Source organism: Streptomyces sp. NPDC026246 (assembly GCF_055567995.1).
Genome location: NZ_JBVHPJ010000007.1, coordinates 91,758 through 111,493 on the forward strand (window position 1 = coordinate 91,758; position 19,736 = coordinate 111,493).

Here is a 19,736-nt window from a genome sequence, read left to right on the forward strand (position 1 = left end):
GGCGGCGGTGTGCCGGGGGGAGAGTGCGCCTTGGGTGGGCGGTCGGCTTGCCGTGGGATTCCCGGAGGGCTCGGCCACGGGGCCGGTGTGCCGGGTGGGACTTCCGTCCTCGGGCGGCGGCCTGCTCGCCGGTCCTTCCCCGGACGGGCGGGCCGTGGCGGCGGTGTGCCGGGGGGAGAGTGCGCCTTGGGTGGGCGGTCGGCTTGCCGTGGGATTCCCGGAGGGCTCGGCCACGGGGCCGGTGTGCCGGGCGGGACTTCCGTCCTCGGGAGGCGGCCTGCTCGCCGGTTCCCCGGACGGGCGGGCCGTGGCGGCGGTGTGCCGCAGGGAGAGTTCGACCTGGGTGGGCGGTCGGCCCGTCGCGGGGTTCTTCCCGCCCGGGCCGGCCGTGGCGGCGGTGTCCCCGGCCGGGAACCCGGCACCGGCCGTGGCGTGGGTGTCCCCGGCCGGGAACCCGGCACCGGGTGGGGGCTGGGTTCACCCGGCCGGGGCCTAGGGGCATCATGAAACCCGTGCCCCCCACGACACCCCTCCGCCGTGCGCCCGTGCAGCGGCGCAGCGCGGAACGGCTGACCCGGATCCTCGACGCCTGTGCCGACCTCCTCGACGAGGTCGGCTACGACGCCCTGAGCACCCGGGCCGTCGCTCAGCGCGCCGGAGTGCCCATCGGCTCGGTGTACCGCTTCTTCGGCAACAAGCGGCAGATGGCCGACGCGCTGGCGCAGCGCAACCTCGAGCGGTACACCGTGCGCATCGCCCAGCGGCTGGAGGGCGCCGGTGCCGAGGGCGGCTGGCGCGGGGCCATGGACGCCGTGCTCGACGAGTACCTGGAGATGAAGCGGACCGCCCCCGGCTTCTCCCTCGTCGACTTCGGCAACCAGATCCCGGTCGGCGCCCGCCAGGCCGAACCGAACCACCGCGTCGCCGACCGCCTCACCGAGTTGCTGGCCGGCTACCTCGACCGTGAACCGGACGAGGACCTGCGCCGCATGTTCCTCGTCGCCGTCGAGACCGCCGACACCCTCGTGCACCTGGCCTTCCGGGTCGCGCCCGAAGGTGATCCCCAGGTCATCGAGGAGGCGCGGCAGATGCTGCGGGCCTATCTCTCGCGTGTGCTCGACTGACCTTCCCCGAGAACGGCTCCCGCCCCGATCCGCCGACGGCAGACGATGCCGGCAAGGGCCTCCCCTCCATGCATACCGGTCGGTATGCTCAGCGGGTCAGCGCGTACCGTCGCCGCCGTCCCGGGAGGACCCGTGTCCCGCACCGCCCTGCGTATCTGCCCCCTGTGCGAGGCCACCTGCGGCCTGACCCTCACCATCGAGGGGACGCAGGTCACCCGCGCCCGCGGCGACCGTGACGACGTGTTCAGCCGGGGCTTCATCTGCCCCAAGGGCGCCTCCTTCGGCGCCGTCGACTCCGACCCCGACCGGCTGCGCACCCCCCTCGTCCGCCGGGACGGCGAACTGCGCGAGGCGACCTGGGAAGAGGCCTTCGACGCGGTCGCCGCCGGAATCCGGCCGATCGTCGAGCGGCACGGCCCGAACGCGGTCGGCGTCGTGCTCGGCAACCCGAACGTGCACACCATGGCCGGGGCCCTCTACCCGCCCGTCCTGCTCGCCGGGCTCGGCACCCGCAGCGTCTTCACCGCCTCCACCGTCGACCAGATGCCCAAGCACGTCTCCAGCGGTCTGCTCTTCGGTGACGCGAACGCGATCCCGGTGCCCGACCTCGACCGCACCGACCATCTGCTCCTCATCGGAGCCAACCCGCTGGAGTCCAACGGGAGTCTGTGCACCGCCGCCGACTTCCCCGGCAAACTCAAGGCCCTCAAGGCCCGCGGCGGCACCCTCGTCGTGGTCGACCCGCGGCGCACCCGCACCGCCAAGCTCGCCGACCGGCACATCGCCGTCCGGCCCGGCACCGACGCCCTGCTGCTGGCGGCGATGGCCCGCGTGCTCTTCGACGAGGACCTCGTCGACCCGACCCCGCACGTCCAGGGCCTGGACGAACTGTCCGAAGCCCTGCGGGACTTCACTCCCGAAGCCGTGGCGGGGGCCTGCGACGTGGAGGCCGGCCTCATCCGCGCCCTGGCCCGCGACCTCGCGGCCGCCCCCACCGCCGCCGTCTACGGCCGCATCGGCAGCTGCACCGTCCCGCACGGCACGCTCGCCAGCTGGCTCGTCGACGTCCTCAACGTCCTCACCGGCAACCTCGACCGGCCCGGCGGCGCCCTCTTCCCGCAGGCGGCCACCGACCGGACCCCGCGCCCGGCCGGGCCCGGCCACGGCTTCGCCCTCGGACGCTGGCACTCGCGCGTGAGCCGGCACCCCGAGGCCAAGGGCGAACTGCCCCTGTCCGCCCTGGCGGAGGAGATCGACACCGCCACCGACGAGGGCGAACCGGTGCGCGCGCTGATCGCCGTCGCCGCCAACCCGGTGCTGTCCGCACCCGACGGTGACCGGCTCGACAAGGCCCTCGACTCGCTGGACTTCATGGTCAGCGTCGACCCGTACCTGAACGAGACCTCACGCCACGCCCACGTGGTCCTGCCGCCGCCCCCGCCCTCCCGCAGCCCGCACCACGACTTCGCCTTCAACACCCTCGCCGTGCGCAACCAGGTCCGCTACACGCGCCCCGCGATCGAGTTGGAGCCGGACCGCATGGCCGAGACGGAGATCCTGGCGCGGCTGATCCTGGCCGTCACGGGCATGCACGGAGCCGATCCGGCGGCCGTCGACCACATGGTCGTCGACCAGACCCTCGGCAAGGCGGTGAAGGAGCCCCACTCGCCGGTCCACGGCCGCGACCCACGCGAGCTCGCCGGCCGGCTCACCGGCGACACCGGCCCCGAACGACGCCTGGACATGATGCTGCGCCTCGGCCCCTACGGCGACGGCTTCGGCGTGCGACCGGACGGGCTCAGCCTGGAGAAGGTGCTCGCACACCCGCACGGCATCGACCTCGGCCCGCTCCGGCCCCGCCTGCCGCAGCCCCTGAAGACCCGCAGCGGCAAGGTGGAGCTGCTGCCCGGCCCGATCGCCGCGGACCTGCCCCGCCTGCGCGCGGCCCTGGCCGTCCGCCCCGCGGGGCTCGTCCTGGTGGGCCGCAGGCACCTGCGCTCCAACAACAGCTGGATGCACAACGTGCCCGCCCTCACCGGCGGTTCGAACCGCTGCACCCTGCACATCCACCCCGAGGACGCCGAGCGGCTCGGCGTCGCGGACGGGGCGCCGGTACGGGTGAAGGGCTCCGGGGGAGAGGTCACCGCCCCGGCCGAGGTGACCGACACGGTCCGCAGGGGAGTGGTGAGCCTGCCGCACGGCTGGGGCCACGACCGTCCGGGGACCCGCCTCGGCCACGCCGCGAAGAACCCCGGCGTCAACGTCAACCAGCTCCTCGACGGCCGTCTCCTGGACCCGCTGTCGGGCAACGCGGTCCTCAACGGAGTGCCGGTCGAGGTGGCGCCGCAGACCGCACCGCAGACCGCACCGCAGAGCGCCCCGGGCACCGCGCCCTCGGCCGACGAGTTCGGCGCGCTGACCTGAGCAAAGCTGTGACCAGCAGTTTTGCGCTTATTGCTCGCACGTCAACATCTTGTTAACGCTGCTCGACGGCACCTAACGTCGCGGACACCGCCGGCCCTGGTGGGATGTTCAAGGGCGAACGTTAGGTATCCACTCATGCTGACCATCCTCGGCTTCGCCATGATCGCGACCTTCCTGGTCCTGATCATGATGAAGAAGATGTCGCCGATCGCGGCGCTCGTGCTGATCCCCGCGCTGTTCTGCGTGTTCGTCGGCAAGGGCGCCCACCTCGGTGACTACGTCATCGACGGCGTGACCAGCCTCGCCCCCACCGCGGCGATGCTCATGTTCGCGATCGTCTACTTCGGCGTCATGATCGACGTCGGGCTCTTCGACCCGATCGTCCGCGGCATCCTCAAGTTCTGCAAAGCCGACCCGATGCGGATCGTCGTCGGCACCGCCGTGCTGGCCGCGATCGTGTCGCTGGACGGTGACGGCTCCACCACCTTCATGATCACCGTCTCGGCGATGTATCCGCTGTACAAGCGCCTGAAGATGAGCATGGTCGTGATGACCGGTGTCGCCGCCATGGCCAACGGCGTGATGAACACCCTGCCCTGGGGCGGCCCGACCGCCCGCGCCGCGACCGCGCTCAAGCTCGACGCCAGCGACATCTTCGTCCCGATGATCCCGGCACTCGCGGTGGGCCTGCTCTTCGTGCTCGCCCTCTCCTACGTCCTCGGCGTGCGCGAGCGGCGGCGGCTCGGCGTGCTGACGCTGGACCAGGTGCTGGAGGAGGAGAAGGAGACCGAGACGGTCCTGGTGGGCGCCGGCGGCCCGGGCGACGGCACGGTCTCCCTGCGCAAGAGCGGCGCGGCCGGCACCGGTTCCGGCACGGACGCCCCCGAGGGCACCGGCGGCACCGGCGGCACGGGCGGCACGGGCGGCCCCGCCGGGGACGACGGCTTCCAGGGCCTCGACCCGAACCGCGCCACCCTGCGCCCGAGGCTCTACTGGTTCAACGCGCTGCTCACGGTCGCCCTGCTGGCCGCCATGATCACGGAACTGCTGCCGATCCCCGTGCTGTTCCTGCTGGGCGCCGCGATCGCGCTGTCGGTGAACTTCCCGAACATCCCCGACCAGAAGGCCCGGCTCGCCGCACACGCCGACAACGTCCTGAACGTCTCCGGCATGGTCTTCGCCGCCGCCGTCTTCACCGGCGTCCTCCAGGGCACCGGCATGGTCGACCACATGGCCACGTGGATGGTCGACGTCATCCCGGCCGGCATGGGCCCGCACATGGCCCTCGTCACCGGCATCCTGAGCCTTCCGCTCACCTACTTCATGTCCAACGACGGCTTCTACTTCGGCGTCCTGCCCGTCCTCGCCGAGGCCGGCGCCGCGCACGGGGTCTCCCCGCTGGAGATGGCCCGCGCCTCCCTGGTCGGCCAGCCGCTGCACATGTCCAGCCCGCTCGTCCCGGCCGTGTACGTGCTGGTCGGCATGGCCAAGGTGGAGTTCGGCGACCACACCAGGTTCGTCGTGAAGTGGGCCGCCCTCACCTGTCTCGCCATCCTCGCGGCGGGCATGCTCTTCGGAATCATCTGAGAACCGTATGACCGTATGGAGGACGTCATCGTGAGGCCCGGTGGGAACCGCGGCTGGCTGCTCCGCCTCGTCATCGCCTTCGGCTTCGCGCAGGGGGCCGTGTCGATGGCCCGGCCCGCCGTCTCCTACCGGGCCCTCGCGCTCGGCGCGGACGAACGGGCCGTCGGCGTGATCGCCGGTGTCTACGCACTGCTGCCCCTGTTCGCGGCCGTGCCCCTGGGCCGCCGTACCGACCACGGCCGGTGCGCGCCCCTGCTGCCGTTCGGTGTGGTTCTGATCGCCGGTGGCTGCGCCCTCAGCGGCGTCGCCGGCTCGCTGGGGACGATGGCCCTGTGGAGCGGGGTGATGGGCCTCGGGCACCTCTGCTTCGTCATCGGCGCCCAGTCCCTCGTCGCCCGCCAGTCCGCGCCGCACGAACAGGACCGCAACTTCGGCCACTTCACCATCGGGGCCGCGCTCGGCCAGCTCGTCGGCCCCATCGCCGCGGGCGTCCTGATCGGCGGTGAGGACATGGCCGGCACCAGCGCCCTCGCCCTGGTCGCGGCGGGTGCGACCGCGGCCGTCGCGTTCACCTCGCTGTGGCGCATCGAGCACCGCCGTCCGGCCGCGGCCTCGCGCGACGGCTCGGGGGAGCGGGTCCCGGTCGGGCGCATCCTGCGCACCCGGGGCGTGCCGGCGGGCATCCTCATCAGCCTCGCCGTGCTGTCCGCGACCGACATCCTCACCGCCTACCTCCCGGTGGTGGGCGAGCATCGCGGCATCGCGCCCTCCGTGATCGGTGTCCTGCTGAGCCTGCGCGCCGCGGCCACCATCGCCTGCCGCCTGGTGCTGACGCCGCTGCTGCGGCTGCTGGGCCGTACCGTGCTGCTCACCGTGACGTGTCTGCTGGCGGCCCTGCTGTGCGCGGGCATCGCCCTGCCGCTACCGGTGTGGGCGCTCGGCCTGCTGCTGGTCGCGCTCGGTTTCTGCCTCGGCGTCGGGCAGCCCTTGTCCATGACGACGGTCGTCCAGGCCGCCCCCGACGACGCCCGCTCCACGGCCCTGGCGCTGCGGCTCACCGGCAACCGGCTCGGACAGGTCGCCGCCCCCGCCGCGGCCGGGCTCGTCGCCGGTGTCGCGGGCGTGGCGGCACCGTTCGTGATGCTCGGGGTGCTGTTGCTGCTGTCCTCGGGGGTCGCCGTGCGCTCGCCGAGGGAGCCGCGGGGCGGGGCTGCCGGGGAGCCGGAGCCCGGCGGGGAGCCCGGCGGGGAGCCGGACAGCGCGCGCCGAAGCCGCCGGCGCGGGGTGCCGCTGCGCCGTAAGAGCGATATCTGACGTGTCGCAGGGCGGGGCTGCACGCGAATCGCCGGTGAGGTGACAGAGAGTCAGGTGACGGTGTTTGTATGAAAATCATCTGACTTGGAGGCATCTTCATGCCCGTCGTACCCCTCGCGCGCCGTGCCGGCACCCGGTCCGCCGTCCTCGCCGCCCTCACCCTCACGGGGATCACCCTGAGCGGGGTGCCCGCCGTCGCCGCTCCGATCCCGGGGGACAACGGAGACGTCAAGATCCACGCCACCACGACGACCGCCGACAACCAGCGCAACGACCCGAAGGTCTGCGACTTCTACCTCGCCGCGTTCAACTTCGACGCGGGCGAGCGGGTCAACTGGACCATCCAGACCGAGCCCGAGGTCCCCGGTGGGGCGACCCGCAGCGGCACGGTCACCGCCGACCCGACCGGGCGGGCCCGCAGCAAGGCCGTCGACCTGCCCAACGGGCAGTACAAGCTGACCTGGCTGACCGACCAGGCCAACGGCGCGGGTAAGTTCAAGGTGTTCAAGGTCGACTGCCCGACCTCCAAGCCGACGACGCCGGTCGGCGGCCCGCCGGCGGGCGGTGGCGGCATCGCCCGCGGCGAGGCCTTCACCCCGGTGGCCGGCGCGGCGGCGGTCGGCCTGGCCGCCGTGGCCGGGACGGTCTGGTTCCGGCTCCGTCGCCGCCCCGATGGCGCCGCGTAGGACCGGCTCCGCGGATCGCTCCGCTCGGGTGGAACGGGGCGGGGGCCGGACCGGTCCGGAACCCGGCCCGGCCCCGACGGCGCGGCGCGGCTCCGGCCCTGCGCCGGCCGGGTGGCGTGGGTCCGGCCCTGCGCCGGCGGGGTGGCGCGGCTCCGGCTCTGCGCCGGCGAAGGGGCGGCGTGACACCGGCTCTGCCCTGCCGGAGGGACGTAGGCCCAGCCGCGTGCCGCCCGAGGGGCGTAGGACCGTCCCCGTTCCGCCGGAGCGGCGTCGGGCCGGTCCTTCGTCGACGGGGCGGCGTGGGGACGGCCTTGGCCGCTCGAAGGGACGTGGGACCGGCCCCAATCCGCCGGAGTGGCGTCGGGCCGGCCCGGTGCCGCAAGGGCGGTACGGGGACGTGGGCGCCCGGGGGGCCGCCGGGAGGACCACCCCTGGAGACCGGCGGCCGGCCGGTGGCCGCCGCGACGCCGCACACGGCGGCGCCCGCCCGGCCGGACGGCGGGCGCCTGCCCGCGGAGCGGACCAGCCGCTGCGTTCCGGCTACGGTTACGGCTCCGTCTCCGCGTCCGTGCCCGTCTCCGGCTCCGGCTACGGATCCGGCTCCGGCTACGGATCCGGCTCCGGTTCCGGTGGCTTCGGCGGGTGGCACGAGGGGCCCGCCGGCCCCGGTGGGCGGTGGCCGCGCGCGCGGCGGCCCTGGTACCGCACCCGGGCCTTCCGGCTGGCGCGGACCGTGGTCGTGGGGGTGTCGGTGCTGGTCATGGGGTTCTCCTTGAACTGGGGCGGCGACACGGGGAACGCGGTCGCGGCCCTCCCGCCCGGTTCCGCCCGGGCCGCCGCGGCCGGTCTGCCGGACGATCCCCGGGCCGGCTCGGCCGCGCCTCCGGCCGGATCCGGAACCGGCGCCGACGCGCCCCCGCGCGGCTCCGGGACCGGCACGGCCGCCGTCCCCGGGGTCTCGGACCGCTCCGCCACAGCCCTCCCCGGTGCCCCCGCCCGGCGTTCCCCGGCTCCGGCCGCCCCGGCACCCGGCGCCCGTACGGCCGAGCCCCGCCGCACCGGGCCCGCCGCCGCCCCGTCGCGCACGCCCGGCGCGCGGACCACGGCGTCACCGGGCCGCAGCCCCGCCGTACGCGGGTCCCGCGCCGAGGACCACCCGGCACGTCCCACGCGGCCCGCAGCCGCCCGTTCCGCCCGGGCGCGCCCTCCGGCTGCCGCCCCTCCACCCCGGCCCCGTCCGGCCCTGCGGCCGCTGCCGTACTCCCGTGCGACGCGGCTGCTGATCCCCTACCTCCGGACCGACGCCCCGGTGATGTCCCTCGGTCTCGACCGCGAGCACCGGCTGACCGCTCCGCCGGGCGACGACCCGAAACTCGTCGGCTGGTACGAGCAGGGCGCCGCACCGGGCGGGCAGGGCACGGCCGTGGCGGTCGGGCACCTGGACACCGACAGCGGCCCGGCCGTGTTCGCGGGGCTGCCCGAACTGAGCAAGGGCCGGATCGTGAAGGTCCGCCGCGCCGACGGCCGGACCGCCGTCTACACCGTGGACCGGGTCAGGTCCTACGAGAAGGCGCACTTCCCGAGCCAGGAGGTGTACGGCGCCCGTGGACGCCCCGAGCTGCGGCTGATCACCTGCGGAGGCAGCTACGACCGCAGGAAGGGCTACTCGGGGAACGTCGTGGTCTTCGCCCACCTCACCGCCGTCCGCTGACCGGGCGGCCCGGCCGCACCGGGCCGTCCGCCTTCTCACCAGATGGACGGGAGCACCCGATCCCGACCGGTGTCTTCCCCCCGCCGCGCACATTCCGTTAACTTCCGTGACCCACAGCCCCGTACGACCCGTACGGGGCTCCCGACCGCGGAGCACCAGCGCCCTGACGACCCCTCGGGGGCCCCTCATGACACGCGCCATCTCCCTGCACGACGTCAGCAAGGCCTACACGCGCGGCGCCCGCGTGGTGGACCGGCTGTCGCTGGACATCGCCCCGGGCGAGTTCCTCGTGCTGCTCGGCCCCTCCGGCTGCGGCAAGTCGACCGTGCTCAGAATGATCGCCGGCCTGGAGGAGATCGACGAGGGCATGCTGCTGCTCGACGGCGAGTACGCCAACGACCTGCCGCCCTCCGGCCGGGACATGGCGATGGTCTTCCAGAACTTCGCCCTGTACCCGACCATGACCAGCCGCGACAACATCGGCTTCCCGCTGCGCATCGAGGCCCCGGGCGTCGACCACCGCGCCCGCGTGGACGCCACCGCCCGCATGCTGGGCATCGAGGACCTCCTCGACCGCCTGCCCGGGCAGCTGTCCGGCGGGGAGCGCCAGCGGGTCGCGATGGGCCGGGCCATCTCCCGCCACCCCTCGGCCTTCCTCATGGACGAGCCGCTGTCCAACCTCGACGCGAAGCTCCGCACCCACCTGCGCGCCGAGATCTTCCGGCTGACCCAGGAACTCGGTGTCACCACGGTGTACGTGACCCACGACCAGTCCGAGGCGATGTCGCTCGGCGACCGGGTCGCGGTGCTGCGCGGCGGAGTCCTGCAGCAGGTCGGCACGCCCAGACAGGTCTACGCCCTGCCGAACAACGTCTTCGTCGCCGCGTTCATCGGCACCCCGCGCATCAACCTGCTGCGCGGCCTGGTGCGCGCACCGCTGGACGGGGCGATGACCATCAGCCTGGGCAAGCAGTTCCTGCGCCTGCCCGAACCGCTGTCCCTGGACCACCAGTTGCTGCGCGTGCAGCAGGGCCGGGAGATCATCGTGGGCCTGCGCTCGGAGGCCGTGCGGATCGCCAAGCACAGTGCGGCCCGGCCCGGCGAGGTCCCCCTGACCGGGCTGGTCGAGCACGTGGAGTTCCAGGGGCACGAGATCCTGGTGCACTTCGACACCGGCTCCAGCCCCGCCGTCGTACCCGACCTGGAGGCACCGCGCCCGCGCCCCGGCCGTCAGGTGCGGCGCCGCCGCCGCGAGGTCTCGGTGCTCACCCGGCTGCGGGAGCGGGCCCTGGCCGGACGCGCCGGGCCCGTGGTCGACCTGGAGGACCCCCGGGACGCCGGAACGGGACAGGAGTCCGCCGAGCCGCGCCTGCCCGGCGACCTGATCGTGCGGACGACACCGGACCTCGCCCTGCGCCACGGCATGCAGGTGCCGCTCCTCGTCGACCTCGCCCACCTGTTCGTCTTCGACCAGCACGGCGACCGCATCTGCCCCAATCCGGCGCGCCTGCCAGACCTGGAGGAGTGAGCGGCGGCGCACCCGGGCGGGACCCCGGCCGTGCTGTGACGAGCCGAACCCGGGGATGTCTGGCGCCGGAAAACTATCGTCGCTAGTTTATGTACCGGACGACGACGCCCCGCCCCGGAGGAAGCGCGATGAAGGCATACGACGGCATGTACATCGGGGGTGCCTGGCGCCCGGCCGCCGGCCAGGACGTGATCGAGGTCGTGAACCCGGTCGACGAGCAGGTCATCGGCACGGTCCCGGCCGGCACCGCCGAGGACGTCGACGCCGCCGTCCGGGCCGCCCGCGCGGCCCTGCCGGCCTGGGCCGCCACTCCTCCCGCCGAGCGCGCGGCACGGCTGTCCGCGCTGCGGGACGTGCTCGCGGCCCGGGCCGACGAGATCGCCGAGACCGTCACGGCCGAACTCGGCTCGCCGCTGAAGTTCTCCCAGGCCGTCCACGCGGCCGTGCCGATCGCGGTCGCGGGCTCCTACGCCGAGCTGGCGGCGACGTACTCCTTCGAGGAGAAGACCGGCAACTCGGTCGTGCACCACGAGCCGATCGGTGTCGTGGCCGCGATCACCCCCTGGAACTACCCGCTGCACCAGATCGTCGCCAAGGTCGCCCCGGCCCTCGCCGCCGGCTGCACGGTCGTGGTGAAGCCGGCCGAGGACACCCCGCTGGTCGCCCGCCTCTTCGCCGACGCCGTGCACGAGGCCGGTCTCCCGGCGGGCGCCTTCAACCTGGTCACCGGCCTCGGCCCGGTCGCCGGCCAGGCACTCGCCGAGCATCCCGGTGTCGACCTGGTCTCCTTCACCGGATCCACCGCCGTCGGCCGCCGCATCGCCGCGATCGCCGCCGGGCAGGTCAAGAAGGTCGCCCTCGAACTCGGCGGCAAGTCCGCCAACGTCATCCTGCCGAGCGCCGACCTCGCCAAGGCCGTCAACGTCGGCGTCGCCAACGTCATGTCCAACTCGGGGCAGACGTGCAGCGCCTGGACCCGGATGCTGGTCCACCGCGACCGCTACGACGAGGCGGTGGAGCTCGCCGCGACGGCCGCCGCCAAGTACGGCGAGCGCATCGGCCCGGTCGTCAACGCCACGCAGCGCGACCGGGTGCGCGGCTACATCGAGAAGGGCGTCGCCGAGGGCGCGCGCCTGGTCGCCGGCGGCCCCGAAGCACCGCGCGGGACCGGCTACTTCGTCAGCCCGACCGTCTTCGCCGACGTCACCGAGGGCATGACCATCGCGCAGGAGGAGATCTTCGGCCCGGTCCTGTCGATCCTCGCCTACGAGGACGAGGAGGACGCCCTGCGCATCGCCAACGGCACGGTCTACGGCCTGGCCGGGGCCGTCTGGGCCGGGGAGGAGGCCGAGGCGGTGGCCTTCGCCCGCCGGATGGAGACCGGCCAGGTCGACATCAACGGCGGCCGCTTCAACCCCCTCGCCCCCTTCGGCGGCTACAAGCAGTCCGGGGTGGGCCGCGAACTCGGCGTCCACGGCCTGGCCGAGTACCTCCAGACCAAGTCCCTCCAGTTCTAGTCAGGGGAGTCCTTCCGTCATGGCCGTACGCGCCGCCGTCCTGCCCGCCGTGGGTGCCCCGCTGGAGATCACCGGCATCGACCTGCCCGACCCCGGACCCGGGCAGGTCCGGGTCCGGCTCGTCGCCGCCGGGGTCTGCCACTCCGACCTGTCCCTGTCCAACGGCACCATGCGCCTGCCCGTCCCGGCCGTCCTCGGGCACGAGGGCGCCGGCACGGTCGTCGCCGTCGGCGAGGGCGTCACCCACCTCGCCCCCGGCGACGGGGTCGTCCTCAACTGGGCGCCGTCCTGCGGCTCCTGCCACGCCTGCTCGCTGGGCGAGGTCTGGCTGTGCGCCAACGCCCTGAACGGCGCCGCCCGCGTCCACGCGCGCACCGGTGAGGGCACCGACCTCCACCCGGGCCTGAACGTCGCCGCGTTCGCCGAGGAGACCGTCGTGCCCGCCGACTGCGTCCTGACCGTCCCGGACGGCATCCCGCTCGCGGACGCCGCCCTCCTCGGCTGCGCGGTCCTCACCGGCTACGGCGCCGTCCACCACTCCGCCCGGGTAGGGGCGGGCGAGACGGTCGCGGTGTTCGGGGTGGGGGGAGTGGGGCTCGCGGCGATCCAGTCGGCCCGTATCGCGGGCGCCTCCAAGATCGTCGCCGTGGACGTCTCCCCGGCGAAGGAGGACCTGGCCCGCGCGGCCGGTGCCACCGACTACCTCGTCGCCTCCGACACCACCGCCCGCGAGATCCGCGGCCTGACCGGCAAGCAGGGCGTCGACGTCGCCGTCGAGTGCGCCGGACGGGCGGTCACCATCCGCGCGGCCTGGGACTCCACCCGCCGCGGCGGCCGGACCACCGTCGTCGGCATCGGCGGCAAGGACCAGCAGGTCACCTTCAACGCCCTGGAGATCTTCCACTGGGGCCGCACCCTCTCCGGCTGCGTCTACGGCAACTCCGACCCCGCCCGGGACCTGCCCGTGCTGGCCGGACACGTCCGGGCGGGCCGCCTGGACCTCTCCGCCCTGGTGACGGAGCGCATCTCCCTCGACGGCATCCCGGCCGCCTTCGAGAACATGCTGGCGGGCAAGGGCGGCCGCGCCCTGGTCGTCTTCTAGCCCGCACACACCCGCGCCCCGGTCTCACCCGAGACCGGGGCCCTCGCATCACCGTCCTCGCGGGCCGGGCGCGTTCCGCGGAGCCGGAGACCGCGGACGGATCGCGGACGGATCGCGGACGGATCCGCGGACGGATCCGCCGACGGCTCAGCGGGCTGAGTCCGGGGCCCGCTCGGGCGAAGGCTCCCCGGCCGCTCCCGGAGCCTTCGCCCGTCCCGACCGCGCCCGCGACCGGGACACCGCCACACCCGCCAGGCACAGCACACCGCCGGCCAGCGTCAGCAGCCCGGGCACCTCGCCGAGGAACAGCCAGGACATCAGCACGACCAGCGCGGGCGCCGCGTACGTCGTCGCGCCCATCCGGCTCGCCGTCGTCCGGGACAGGGCGTACGCCCACGTCGTGAACGCCAGGGCGGTCGGGAAGACGCCCAGGTACACCATGTTGAGCGTCGCGGACGCGGGTGCGCGGGCGGCCTCCTGCACGAGCTGCCCCGCGAACGGCAGGCACACCACCGCGCCGACCAGGCAGCCGAACGTCGTCACCTGCAGCGGGCTGGCCGTACCCAGCGCCGGCTTCTGCGCCACGACACCACCGGCGTACGCGATCGCCGCGAGCAGGCACAGCACCACACCCAGGACCGAGGAGCCGCCCTCCCCGGACATCGACAGCCCCACGGTGACCGCACCGGCGAACGACACCCCCATGCCCGCGAGCAGCCGCGGCGGCATCGGGTCGCCGAGCAGCCGGGAGCCCAGCAGCGCGATCAGGATGGGCCCGGTGTTCACCACCAGGGCGGCCGTCCCGGCGTCGACCTGCTGCTCGCCCCAGTTGAGGGCGACCATGTAGAACCCGAACCAGAGCACCCCGGAGATCGCGATCCCGCGCCAGGCGGAGCGCGGCGGCCACGTCTCCCGCCGCAGCAGGCAGATCACGCCCAGCGTGAGCGCACCGGCCAGCAGCCGCCCCAGCGCCAGGGCGCCCGGCGAGTACGCGTCGCCCGCGCTGCGGATGGACACGAAGGCCGACGCCCACAGCACCACGGTGACCGCGGCCGCCCCGGCGGCCAGAAGCTCGGCTCTGCGGGCGGGACGGGAAGGGGAGTCGTTCATCATGCTCCTGAGGCTAGGAGGGGACCGCGGCGGGACGCTCGCGGATTTCGGACGGGGCGGCGCGAGTGCGTGCCGGGCGTCGCGGGGCTGGGGGTCCCCGTCTGAGGGGGGAGGGACTTCCCGGACACCCCCTAGCGCAGCTCGGCGGGTTCCACGCCCAGCAGGTCGGACAGGGTCCGCTCGCCGTCCGCCGTCACCTTCACGGCCCGCTCGGAGCCGATCCGCACGCACCACCCGGCGTCCAGGGCGTGCCGGCACAGGGCCGCGCCCGCCACGCCCGCCAGGTGAGGCCGGCGTTCGGTCCAGTCCAGGCAGGCCCGGGCCAGCGGCCGCCGGCCGTGCGCCGCGAGGACGATCCCGGCCGACGCGAACCAGGCCAGTCCCGCCTCGGTGAGCGCGAACCCGGTGTCCTGCCGCAGCAGCCCGCGCCGCGTCAGGGCGTCGGTGACGGCGATGCCCAGCCGCCCGGCGAGGTGGTCGTAGCAGGTGCGGCCCCGGGCCATCGCCGAACCGGCACTGGACTCCCGCAGACTGCGCGGCCGGGCGGCCCGGTCCGGGGAGACCTGCGCGGCCAGGTCCTCCACCAACTGGGCGGTCCGCGCGTCGGCCAGCCGCACGTACCGGTGGCGGCCCTGGCGCTCCTCGGCGAGCAGCCCGCCCGTCACCAGCCGGCCCAGGTGCTCGCTCAGCGTCGACGCGGCGACCCCGGCGTGCCGGGCCAGTTCACCCGCGGTCCACGCCCGGCCGTCGAGCAGTGCGAGCAGGCACGCGGCCCGCGTCTCGTCCGCGAACAGCGCGGCGAGCCGTGCCAGCGCCGTGGCCTGCGGGTCCCTCGTGGTCATGCCACCAGCATCGCGCACGGACCGTTCGGCCGGCGCCGAAGTACCGGGCGGACCGTCCTACGCGCTGCCGCGGACCCGCTCGTACTGGCCGGCCAGCCCGTCCAGCAGGGCGGTCAGCCCGGTCTCGAAGGCGCGCTCGTCGATCTTCTCCTGCTGTTCCGCGAGACGGTGGGCCTGCTGCAGGTGCGGGTAGTCGGCCGGGTCGTAGGCGCTGGCGTCGTCGACGAAGCCCCCGGCGAAGGAGCCGAGCGCGGAGCCCATCACGAAGTACCGCATCAGCGCGCCGATCGAGGTGGCCTGGGCCGGGGGCCAGCCCGCCTCGACCATCGCGCCGTAGACGGCGTCCGCCAGGCGCAGCCCGGCCGGGCGGCGGCCGGGGCCGCGGGCCAGGACCGGGACGATGTTGGGGTGGTCGCGCAGGGCGGCCCGGTAGGACACGGCCCAGTCGTGCAGCGCGGCCCGCCAGTCCCGGCCGTCGTGGAACATCGACAGGTCCACCTGGCCGCTCACGGAGTCGGCGACCGCCTCCAGGATCTCGTCCTTGGTGCGGAAGTGGTTGTACAGCGAGGGGCCGCTGACCCCCAGTTCGGCGGCGAGCCGCCGCGTGGAGACGGCCGCGAGACCCTCCGCGTCCACGAGCGCCCGGGCCGTCTCGACGATCCGGTCGGTGCTGAGCAGGGGCTTGCGCGGTCGGGCCATGGCGCACATAGTAGGGCTGCCGACAGAAACTAGCAGTGCTAATTTAAGTGTGTGGCTTTCGAGTGGGGTGACGCGTGGTGAACCTGGAGCTCAGCGAGGAGCAGAGCGCGGTACGGCAGCTCGCGCGGGACTTCGTGGAGCGGGAGATCGCCCCGAACGTCGTCGCCTGGGACCGTGCCGAGGAGGTCGACCGGTCGATCGTCAAGAAGCTCGGCGAGGTCGGGTTCCTGGGTCTCACGGTCGACGAGGGGTACGGCGGCAGCGGCGGTGACCATCTCGCCTACTGCCTCGTCACCGAGGAGCTGGGCCGGGGCGACTCGTCCGTGCGCGGCATCGTCTCCGTCTCGCTGGGTCTGGTCGCCAAGACCGTCGCCGCCTGGGGCACCGAGGAGCAGAAGCGGCGCTGGCTGCCCGGGCTCACCTCCGGCGAGTCGGTCGGCTGCTTCGGGCTGACCGAGCCCGGCACCGGCTCCGACGCGGGCAGCCTGCGCACCCGGGCCGTGCGCGAGGGCGGCGACTACGTCATCAACGGCAGCAAGATGTTCATCACCAACGGCACCTGGGCCGACGTCGTGCTGCTCTTCGCCCGCTCCACCGACGCCCCCGGCCACAAGGGCGTCTCCGCCTTCCTCGTCCCGGCGGACACCCCGGGGCTGACCCGGCGCACCATCCACGGCAAGCTCGGGCTGCGTGGCCAGGCCACCGCCGAGCTCGTCCTGGAGGACGTGCGCGTGCCGGCCTCCGCGCTGCTGGGGGAGGAGGGCAAGGGGTTCTCCGTCGCCATGTCCGCCCTCGCCAAGGGCCGGATGTCGGTGGCCGCCGGATGCGTCGGCATCGCCCAGGCGGCCCTCGACGCCGCCGTCCGGTACGCCGGCGAGCGCGAGCAGTTCGGCAAGTCCATCGCCCGCCACCAGCTCGTCCAGGAGCTGATCAGCGACATCGCGGTGGACGTGGACGCCGCCCGGCTGCTGACCTGGCGGGTCGCCGACCTCGTCGACCGGGGGCAGCCGTTCGCCGTCGAGTCGTCCAAGGCCAAGCTGTTCGCCTCCGAGGCCGCCGTGCGCGCCGCCAACAACGCCCTGCAGGTCTTCGGCGGGTACGGCTACATCGACGAGTACCCGGCGGGCAAGCTGCTGCGCGACGCCCGGGTGATGACGCTCTACGAGGGCACCAGCCAGATCCAGAAGCTGGTCATCGGGCGGGCCCTGACGGGCGTCTCGGCGTTCTGAGTAGCGCACCTGAGTACGTGGGCGGATGTGGCGCGGGCCCTTGCTCGCGCACGCTGTCCGCATGAGTGAGACACCGGGCAAGCAGCAGAACACGGCCGCCTTCTACGGCCAGGCCGTCGCCTCCTTCGCCGTCGCCATGGCGGCCACCGCGGTCGGCATCTACCAGCTGAGCGCCGACGCCTGGGTGCGCGGCTTCCTCGCCATCGCCGTCCTGTACCTCGTCACCTCCTCCTTCACCCTGGCCAAGGTCATCCGCGACCGGCAGGAGGGTGCGCCGACCGCGCCCTCCTACGCGCCGTTCGAGAAGCGCTGAGCGGGCCGCACTAAGCGCCCGCTCACCTTCGGCGGTATGGTGGTGCCCCTGTCGGTGGAGAGGGGCGAGTGATGAGTACGGCGGAGGAGACGGCCGGCGGCGAGGCGCAGGCGTGGGGCGAGGTCACGCCCGACGCGGCGCGGCGGCTGCTGATCGCCGCGGTGGAGGCCTTCGCCGAGCGGGGGTACCACGCGACGACCACCCGTGACATCGCGGGCCGGGCTGGGATGAGCCCCGCGGCGCTCTACATCCACTACAAGACCAAGGAAGAGCTGCTGCACCGCATCAGCAGGATCGGCCACGAGAAGGCCCTGGAGATCCTGCGCACCGCCGCCCGGCGCGAGGGCGGCCCGACCGAGCGCCTCGCCGACGCGGTCAGCTCCTTCGTCCGCTGGCACGCGGGCGGCCGGACCACCGCGCGGGTCGTGCAGTACGAACTGGACTCCCTCGGGCCGGACGCCCGCGCCGAGATCCTCGGCCTACGCCGGCTGGTCGACGCGGAGATCCGCGGCATCATCGAAGAGGGCGCGCGCTCCGGCGAGTTCGACGTCATCGACGTGCACGGAACGACGCTGGCCGTGCTGTCGCTGTGCATCGACGTGGCCCGCTGGTTCAACGTCGGCGGGCCCCGCACACCGGAGGAGGTCGGCGAGCTGTACGCCGACCTCGTCCTGCGGATGGTGGGTGCGGCCGGCTCCGCCCGGGCGGCGGGCGCCGGGGCGGACCCTCAGACGTAGTAGCGCGAGACCGACTCGGCGACGCAGACGGGCTTGTCGCCGCCCTCGCGCTCCACGGTGAACGCGACGGACACCTGCACGCCGCCCGGCACGTCCTCGACGCCGGTGATCTTCGCGGTGGCGCGCAGCCGGGAGCCGACGGGCACGGGGGCGGGGAAGCGGACCTTGTTCGTCCCGTAGTTGACGCCCATCTTCACGCCTTCGACGGCGATCAGCTGCGGGCCGAAGAGGGGCAGCAGCGACAGGGTCAGATACCCGTGCGCGATGGTGGTGCCGAACGGGCCCGTGGCGGCCTTCCCGGGGTCGACATGGATCCACTGGTGGTCACCGGTCGCCTCGGCGAACAGGTCGATCCGCTTCTGGTCGATGTCGAGCCAGTCGGTGTGGCCCAGTTGTTCACCCACCGCCGACTTCAGCTCGTCGACGGACGTGAAGATCCTCGGCTCTGCCATGTCGTCCAGGCCTCTCGTGTACGGGGTCCGCGCGGTCGCTCGGTACCGTGCGCCTAAGCAACTGCTTAGCATGGTCGGCCGGAGGGGCCGTGTCAACGGACTCGGTAGGGTTCGAGGGGTGCCTCAGATTTCAGAGAAGATCCATGAGCTCACCGTCGGCCAGCTCTCCGCGCGCAGCGGGGCCGCGGTGTCCGCACTGCACTTCTACGAGTCCAAGGGCCTGATCGGCAGTCGCCGGACCGCGGGCAACCAGCGCCGGTACGCGCGGGACACCCTGCGCCGGGTCGCGTTCATCCGCGCCGCCCAGCGGGTCGGCATCCCGCTGGCGACGATCCGCGAGGCGCTGGCGCAGCTCCCCGAGGAGCGGACGCCGACGCGGGAGGACTGGGCGCACCTGTCCGAGGCGTGGCGCTCGGAGCTGGACGAGCGCATCAAGCAGCTGAACCGCCTGCGGGACCACCTGACGGACTGCATCGGCTGCGGGTGCCTGTCCCTGGACACCTGCGTCCTGTCCAACCCGGGGGACGTCTTCGGCGAACGCCGCGCCGGTTCCCGGCTGATGGCCGAGCGGAAGCCGGGCGACGCATAGCGCGCGCCCTGGGGCACACCCGGGATGCCCGTGGCTCAGGGCGTGCGCCGCGCGTGCTCCCGAAGCCCCGCCGTCACCAACTCGGCGTTGGAGCCGGCCGGTCGGCCGTCCGGCAGGTGCAGGGTGTCCTCCAGGCCGACGCGTGTCGCCAGGCCCAGCCGCCCCGCGAGCCGCAGCACCGGCCAGGCGCCCCCGTCCTCCCCGTGCAGCAGGACGGGACGGCCGTGCGCGGCGCCCAGGTCGCCCAGGAGGGCCCGGGCCGAGGCCGCGGCGGTCGACGGGTCCGGGTCCGTCACCTCGGCCAGGACCCTCAGCACTCCTGGGCCGAGCGGTGAGGAGGCGAAACGGCGGGCCGCGTCCGTGCCCGACCAGATGCCGGCCTCCACGCCGACCCCGCGGTCGATCAGCAGCGCGGCGATCTCCTCCGCCCCCGGCTCGTGCCAGTTCACCGAGGCGTGGTCGGGCAGTACCGTCCAGCCGCGGATCCGCTCGAGCCGGGCTGCCGGATCGGGCTCGGCCCACGCACCCGTGGTCACCCCCACCGGCACCGCCACCCGTGCGCGGATCGCCGGGAGCGTCAGCGCCAGCACCCCTGGGGACAGCGAGTCGCGCCCGCAGGGCGTCTTGGGGTGGACATGGACGTCCGTGGCCCCGGCCGCCACGGCGTCGGCGGCCGACGCGGCCATCGCCTCGGGCGTCAGCGGCACCGCCGCACCGTCGGCCGCGGTCCGCGGCCCGTTCAGACACACCTGCACCATGTGCCGATGGTGCC

At 74.1% G+C, this 19,736-nt stretch carries 18 protein-coding genes; 13 read left to right on the plus strand and 5 right to left on the minus strand.

The window, feature by feature from the left end; translation table 11 throughout:
- Positions 1 to 503 precede the first annotated feature (503 nt).
- The 9 genes from ACZ4M5_RS18925 to ACZ4M5_RS18965 all read left to right on the plus strand — a co-directional run bounded on the left by ACZ4M5_RS18925 (position 504) and on the right by ACZ4M5_RS18965 (position 12,993).
- Complete coding sequence (locus tag ACZ4M5_RS18925) at positions 504 to 1,124, plus strand: TetR/AcrR family transcriptional regulator (RefSeq protein ID WP_467738209.1); 621 nt, start codon at positions 504 to 506, stop codon at positions 1,122 to 1,124.
- A gap of 132 nt (positions 1,125 to 1,256) precedes the next feature.
- A complete protein-coding gene (locus ACZ4M5_RS18930; RefSeq protein ID WP_467738211.1) occupies positions 1,257 to 3,548 on the plus strand; it encodes a molybdopterin oxidoreductase family protein in 2,292 nt (763 codons plus the stop codon).
- Positions 3,549 to 3,683: 135 nt separating this feature from the next.
- Positions 3,684 to 5,135, plus strand: a complete 1,452-nt coding sequence (locus tag ACZ4M5_RS18935; protein ID WP_467738213.1) for a CitMHS family transporter — start codon at positions 3,684 to 3,686, stop codon at positions 5,133 to 5,135.
- Positions 5,136 to 5,165: 30 nt separating this feature from the next.
- A complete protein-coding gene (locus ACZ4M5_RS18940; protein ID WP_467738744.1) occupies positions 5,166 to 6,449 on the plus strand; it encodes an MFS transporter in 1,284 nt (427 codons plus the stop codon).
- A 98-nt stretch (positions 6,450 to 6,547) separates the two neighbouring features.
- Positions 6,548 to 7,135, plus strand: coding sequence for a hypothetical protein (locus tag ACZ4M5_RS18945; RefSeq protein ID WP_398110520.1), 588 nt, complete (start codon positions 6,548 to 6,550; stop codon positions 7,133 to 7,135).
- A gap of 397 nt (positions 7,136 to 7,532) precedes the next feature.
- Complete coding sequence (locus ACZ4M5_RS18950) at positions 7,533 to 8,846, plus strand: class F sortase (RefSeq protein ID WP_467738215.1); 1,314 nt, start codon at positions 7,533 to 7,535, stop codon at positions 8,844 to 8,846.
- A gap of 187 nt (positions 8,847 to 9,033) precedes the next feature.
- A complete protein-coding gene (locus ACZ4M5_RS18955) occupies positions 9,034 to 10,374 on the plus strand; it encodes an ABC transporter ATP-binding protein (RefSeq protein WP_467738217.1) in 1,341 nt (446 codons plus the stop codon).
- A 128-nt stretch (positions 10,375 to 10,502) separates the two neighbouring features.
- A complete protein-coding gene (locus ACZ4M5_RS18960) occupies positions 10,503 to 11,891 on the plus strand; it encodes an aldehyde dehydrogenase family protein (RefSeq protein ID WP_467738219.1) in 1,389 nt (462 codons plus the stop codon).
- Between the two features lie 19 nt (positions 11,892 to 11,910).
- Positions 11,911 to 12,993, plus strand: coding sequence for a Zn-dependent alcohol dehydrogenase (locus tag ACZ4M5_RS18965; protein ID WP_467738221.1), 1,083 nt, complete (start codon positions 11,911 to 11,913; stop codon positions 12,991 to 12,993).
- A gap of 147 nt (positions 12,994 to 13,140) precedes the next feature.
- On the opposite strand, the gene ACZ4M5_RS18970 is transcribed toward ACZ4M5_RS18965, so the two are convergent.
- The 3 genes from ACZ4M5_RS18970 to ACZ4M5_RS18980 all read right to left on the minus strand — a co-directional run bounded on the left by ACZ4M5_RS18970 (position 13,141) and on the right by ACZ4M5_RS18980 (position 15,644).
- Positions 13,141 to 14,106: a DMT family transporter gene (locus ACZ4M5_RS18970; protein WP_467738223.1), complete on the minus strand. Its 966-nt coding sequence runs from the start codon at positions 14,104 to 14,106 to the stop codon at positions 13,141 to 13,143.
- A 128-nt stretch (positions 14,107 to 14,234) separates the two neighbouring features.
- Positions 14,235 to 14,945, minus strand: coding sequence for an ArsR/SmtB family transcription factor (locus ACZ4M5_RS18975; RefSeq protein ID WP_467738225.1), 711 nt, complete (start codon positions 14,943 to 14,945; stop codon positions 14,235 to 14,237).
- 57 nt (positions 14,946 to 15,002) lie between these two features.
- Complete coding sequence (locus ACZ4M5_RS18980) at positions 15,003 to 15,644, minus strand: TetR/AcrR family transcriptional regulator (protein WP_467738227.1); 642 nt, start codon at positions 15,642 to 15,644, stop codon at positions 15,003 to 15,005.
- 77 nt (positions 15,645 to 15,721) lie between these two features.
- Here ACZ4M5_RS18980 and ACZ4M5_RS18985 point away from each other — a divergent pair, with 77 nt between their 5' ends.
- The 3 genes from ACZ4M5_RS18985 (at position 15,722) to ACZ4M5_RS18995 (ending at position 17,923) form a co-directional block, all read left to right on the plus strand.
- Positions 15,722 to 16,873, plus strand: coding sequence for an acyl-CoA dehydrogenase family protein (locus ACZ4M5_RS18985; protein ID WP_467738746.1), 1,152 nt, complete (start codon positions 15,722 to 15,724; stop codon positions 16,871 to 16,873).
- Positions 16,874 to 16,934: 61 nt separating this feature from the next.
- Positions 16,935 to 17,186, plus strand: coding sequence for a YiaA/YiaB family inner membrane protein (locus ACZ4M5_RS18990; protein WP_467738229.1), 252 nt, complete (start codon positions 16,935 to 16,937; stop codon positions 17,184 to 17,186).
- Positions 17,187 to 17,257: 71 nt separating this feature from the next.
- A complete protein-coding gene (locus tag ACZ4M5_RS18995; protein WP_467738231.1) occupies positions 17,258 to 17,923 on the plus strand; it encodes a TetR/AcrR family transcriptional regulator in 666 nt (221 codons plus the stop codon).
- Here the strand turns inward: ACZ4M5_RS18995 and ACZ4M5_RS19000 are convergent.
- Positions 17,914 to 18,375 carry a MaoC family dehydratase gene (locus ACZ4M5_RS19000; protein WP_467738233.1) on the minus strand — a complete coding sequence of 154 codons (462 nt, stop codon included), beginning with the start codon at positions 18,373 to 18,375 and terminating at the stop codon, positions 17,914 to 17,916. The genes ACZ4M5_RS18995 and ACZ4M5_RS19000 overlap by 10 nt on opposite strands.
- A 118-nt stretch (positions 18,376 to 18,493) precedes the next feature.
- On the opposite strand from ACZ4M5_RS19000, the gene soxR reads away from it, so the two are divergent.
- A complete protein-coding gene (soxR, locus tag ACZ4M5_RS19005) occupies positions 18,494 to 18,964 on the plus strand; it encodes a redox-sensitive transcriptional activator SoxR (RefSeq protein WP_467738235.1) in 471 nt (156 codons plus the stop codon).
- Between the two features lie 35 nt (positions 18,965 to 18,999).
- On the opposite strand, the gene ACZ4M5_RS19010 is transcribed toward soxR, so the two are convergent.
- Positions 19,000 to 19,722 carry a 3-keto-5-aminohexanoate cleavage protein gene (locus ACZ4M5_RS19010; RefSeq protein WP_467738237.1) on the minus strand — a complete coding sequence of 241 codons (723 nt, stop codon included), beginning with the start codon at positions 19,720 to 19,722 and terminating at the stop codon, positions 19,000 to 19,002.
- Positions 19,723 to 19,736: the final 14 nt, after the last annotated feature.

Bases quoted from the DNA above. Each gene is read 5' to 3' on its own strand.
- ACZ4M5_RS18995 (WP_467738231.1), top strand. From the start codon at position 17,258: ATGAGTACGGCGGAGGAGACGGCCGGCGGCGAGGCGCAGGCGTGGGGC.
- ACZ4M5_RS18925 (WP_467738209.1), top strand. From the start codon at position 504: ATGAAACCCGTGCCCCCCACGACACCCCTCCGCCGTGCGCCCGTGCAG.
- ACZ4M5_RS19010 (WP_467738237.1), bottom strand. From the start codon at position 19,722: ATGGTGCAGGTGTGTCTGAACGGGCCGCGGACCGCGGCCGACGGTGCG.
- ACZ4M5_RS18965 (WP_467738221.1), top strand. From the start codon at position 11,911: ATGGCCGTACGCGCCGCCGTCCTGCCCGCCGTGGGTGCCCCGCTGGAG.
- ACZ4M5_RS18975 (WP_467738225.1), bottom strand. From the start codon at position 14,945: ATGACCACGAGGGACCCGCAGGCCACGGCGCTGGCACGGCTCGCCGCG.
- ACZ4M5_RS18960 (WP_467738219.1), top strand. From the start codon at position 10,503: ATGAAGGCATACGACGGCATGTACATCGGGGGTGCCTGGCGCCCGGCC.
- ACZ4M5_RS18945 (WP_398110520.1), top strand. From the start codon at position 6,548: ATGCCCGTCGTACCCCTCGCGCGCCGTGCCGGCACCCGGTCCGCCGTC.
- ACZ4M5_RS19000 (WP_467738233.1), bottom strand. From the start codon at position 18,375: ATGGCAGAGCCGAGGATCTTCACGTCCGTCGACGAGCTGAAGTCGGCG.
- ACZ4M5_RS18935 (WP_467738213.1), top strand. From the start codon at position 3,684: ATGCTGACCATCCTCGGCTTCGCCATGATCGCGACCTTCCTGGTCCTG.
- ACZ4M5_RS18990 (WP_467738229.1), top strand. From the start codon at position 16,935: ATGAGTGAGACACCGGGCAAGCAGCAGAACACGGCCGCCTTCTACGGC.
- ACZ4M5_RS18970 (WP_467738223.1), bottom strand. From the start codon at position 14,106: ATGATGAACGACTCCCCTTCCCGTCCCGCCCGCAGAGCCGAGCTTCTG.
- ACZ4M5_RS18980 (WP_467738227.1), bottom strand. From the start codon at position 15,644: ATGGCCCGACCGCGCAAGCCCCTGCTCAGCACCGACCGGATCGTCGAG.
- ACZ4M5_RS18955 (WP_467738217.1), top strand. From the start codon at position 9,034: ATGACACGCGCCATCTCCCTGCACGACGTCAGCAAGGCCTACACGCGC.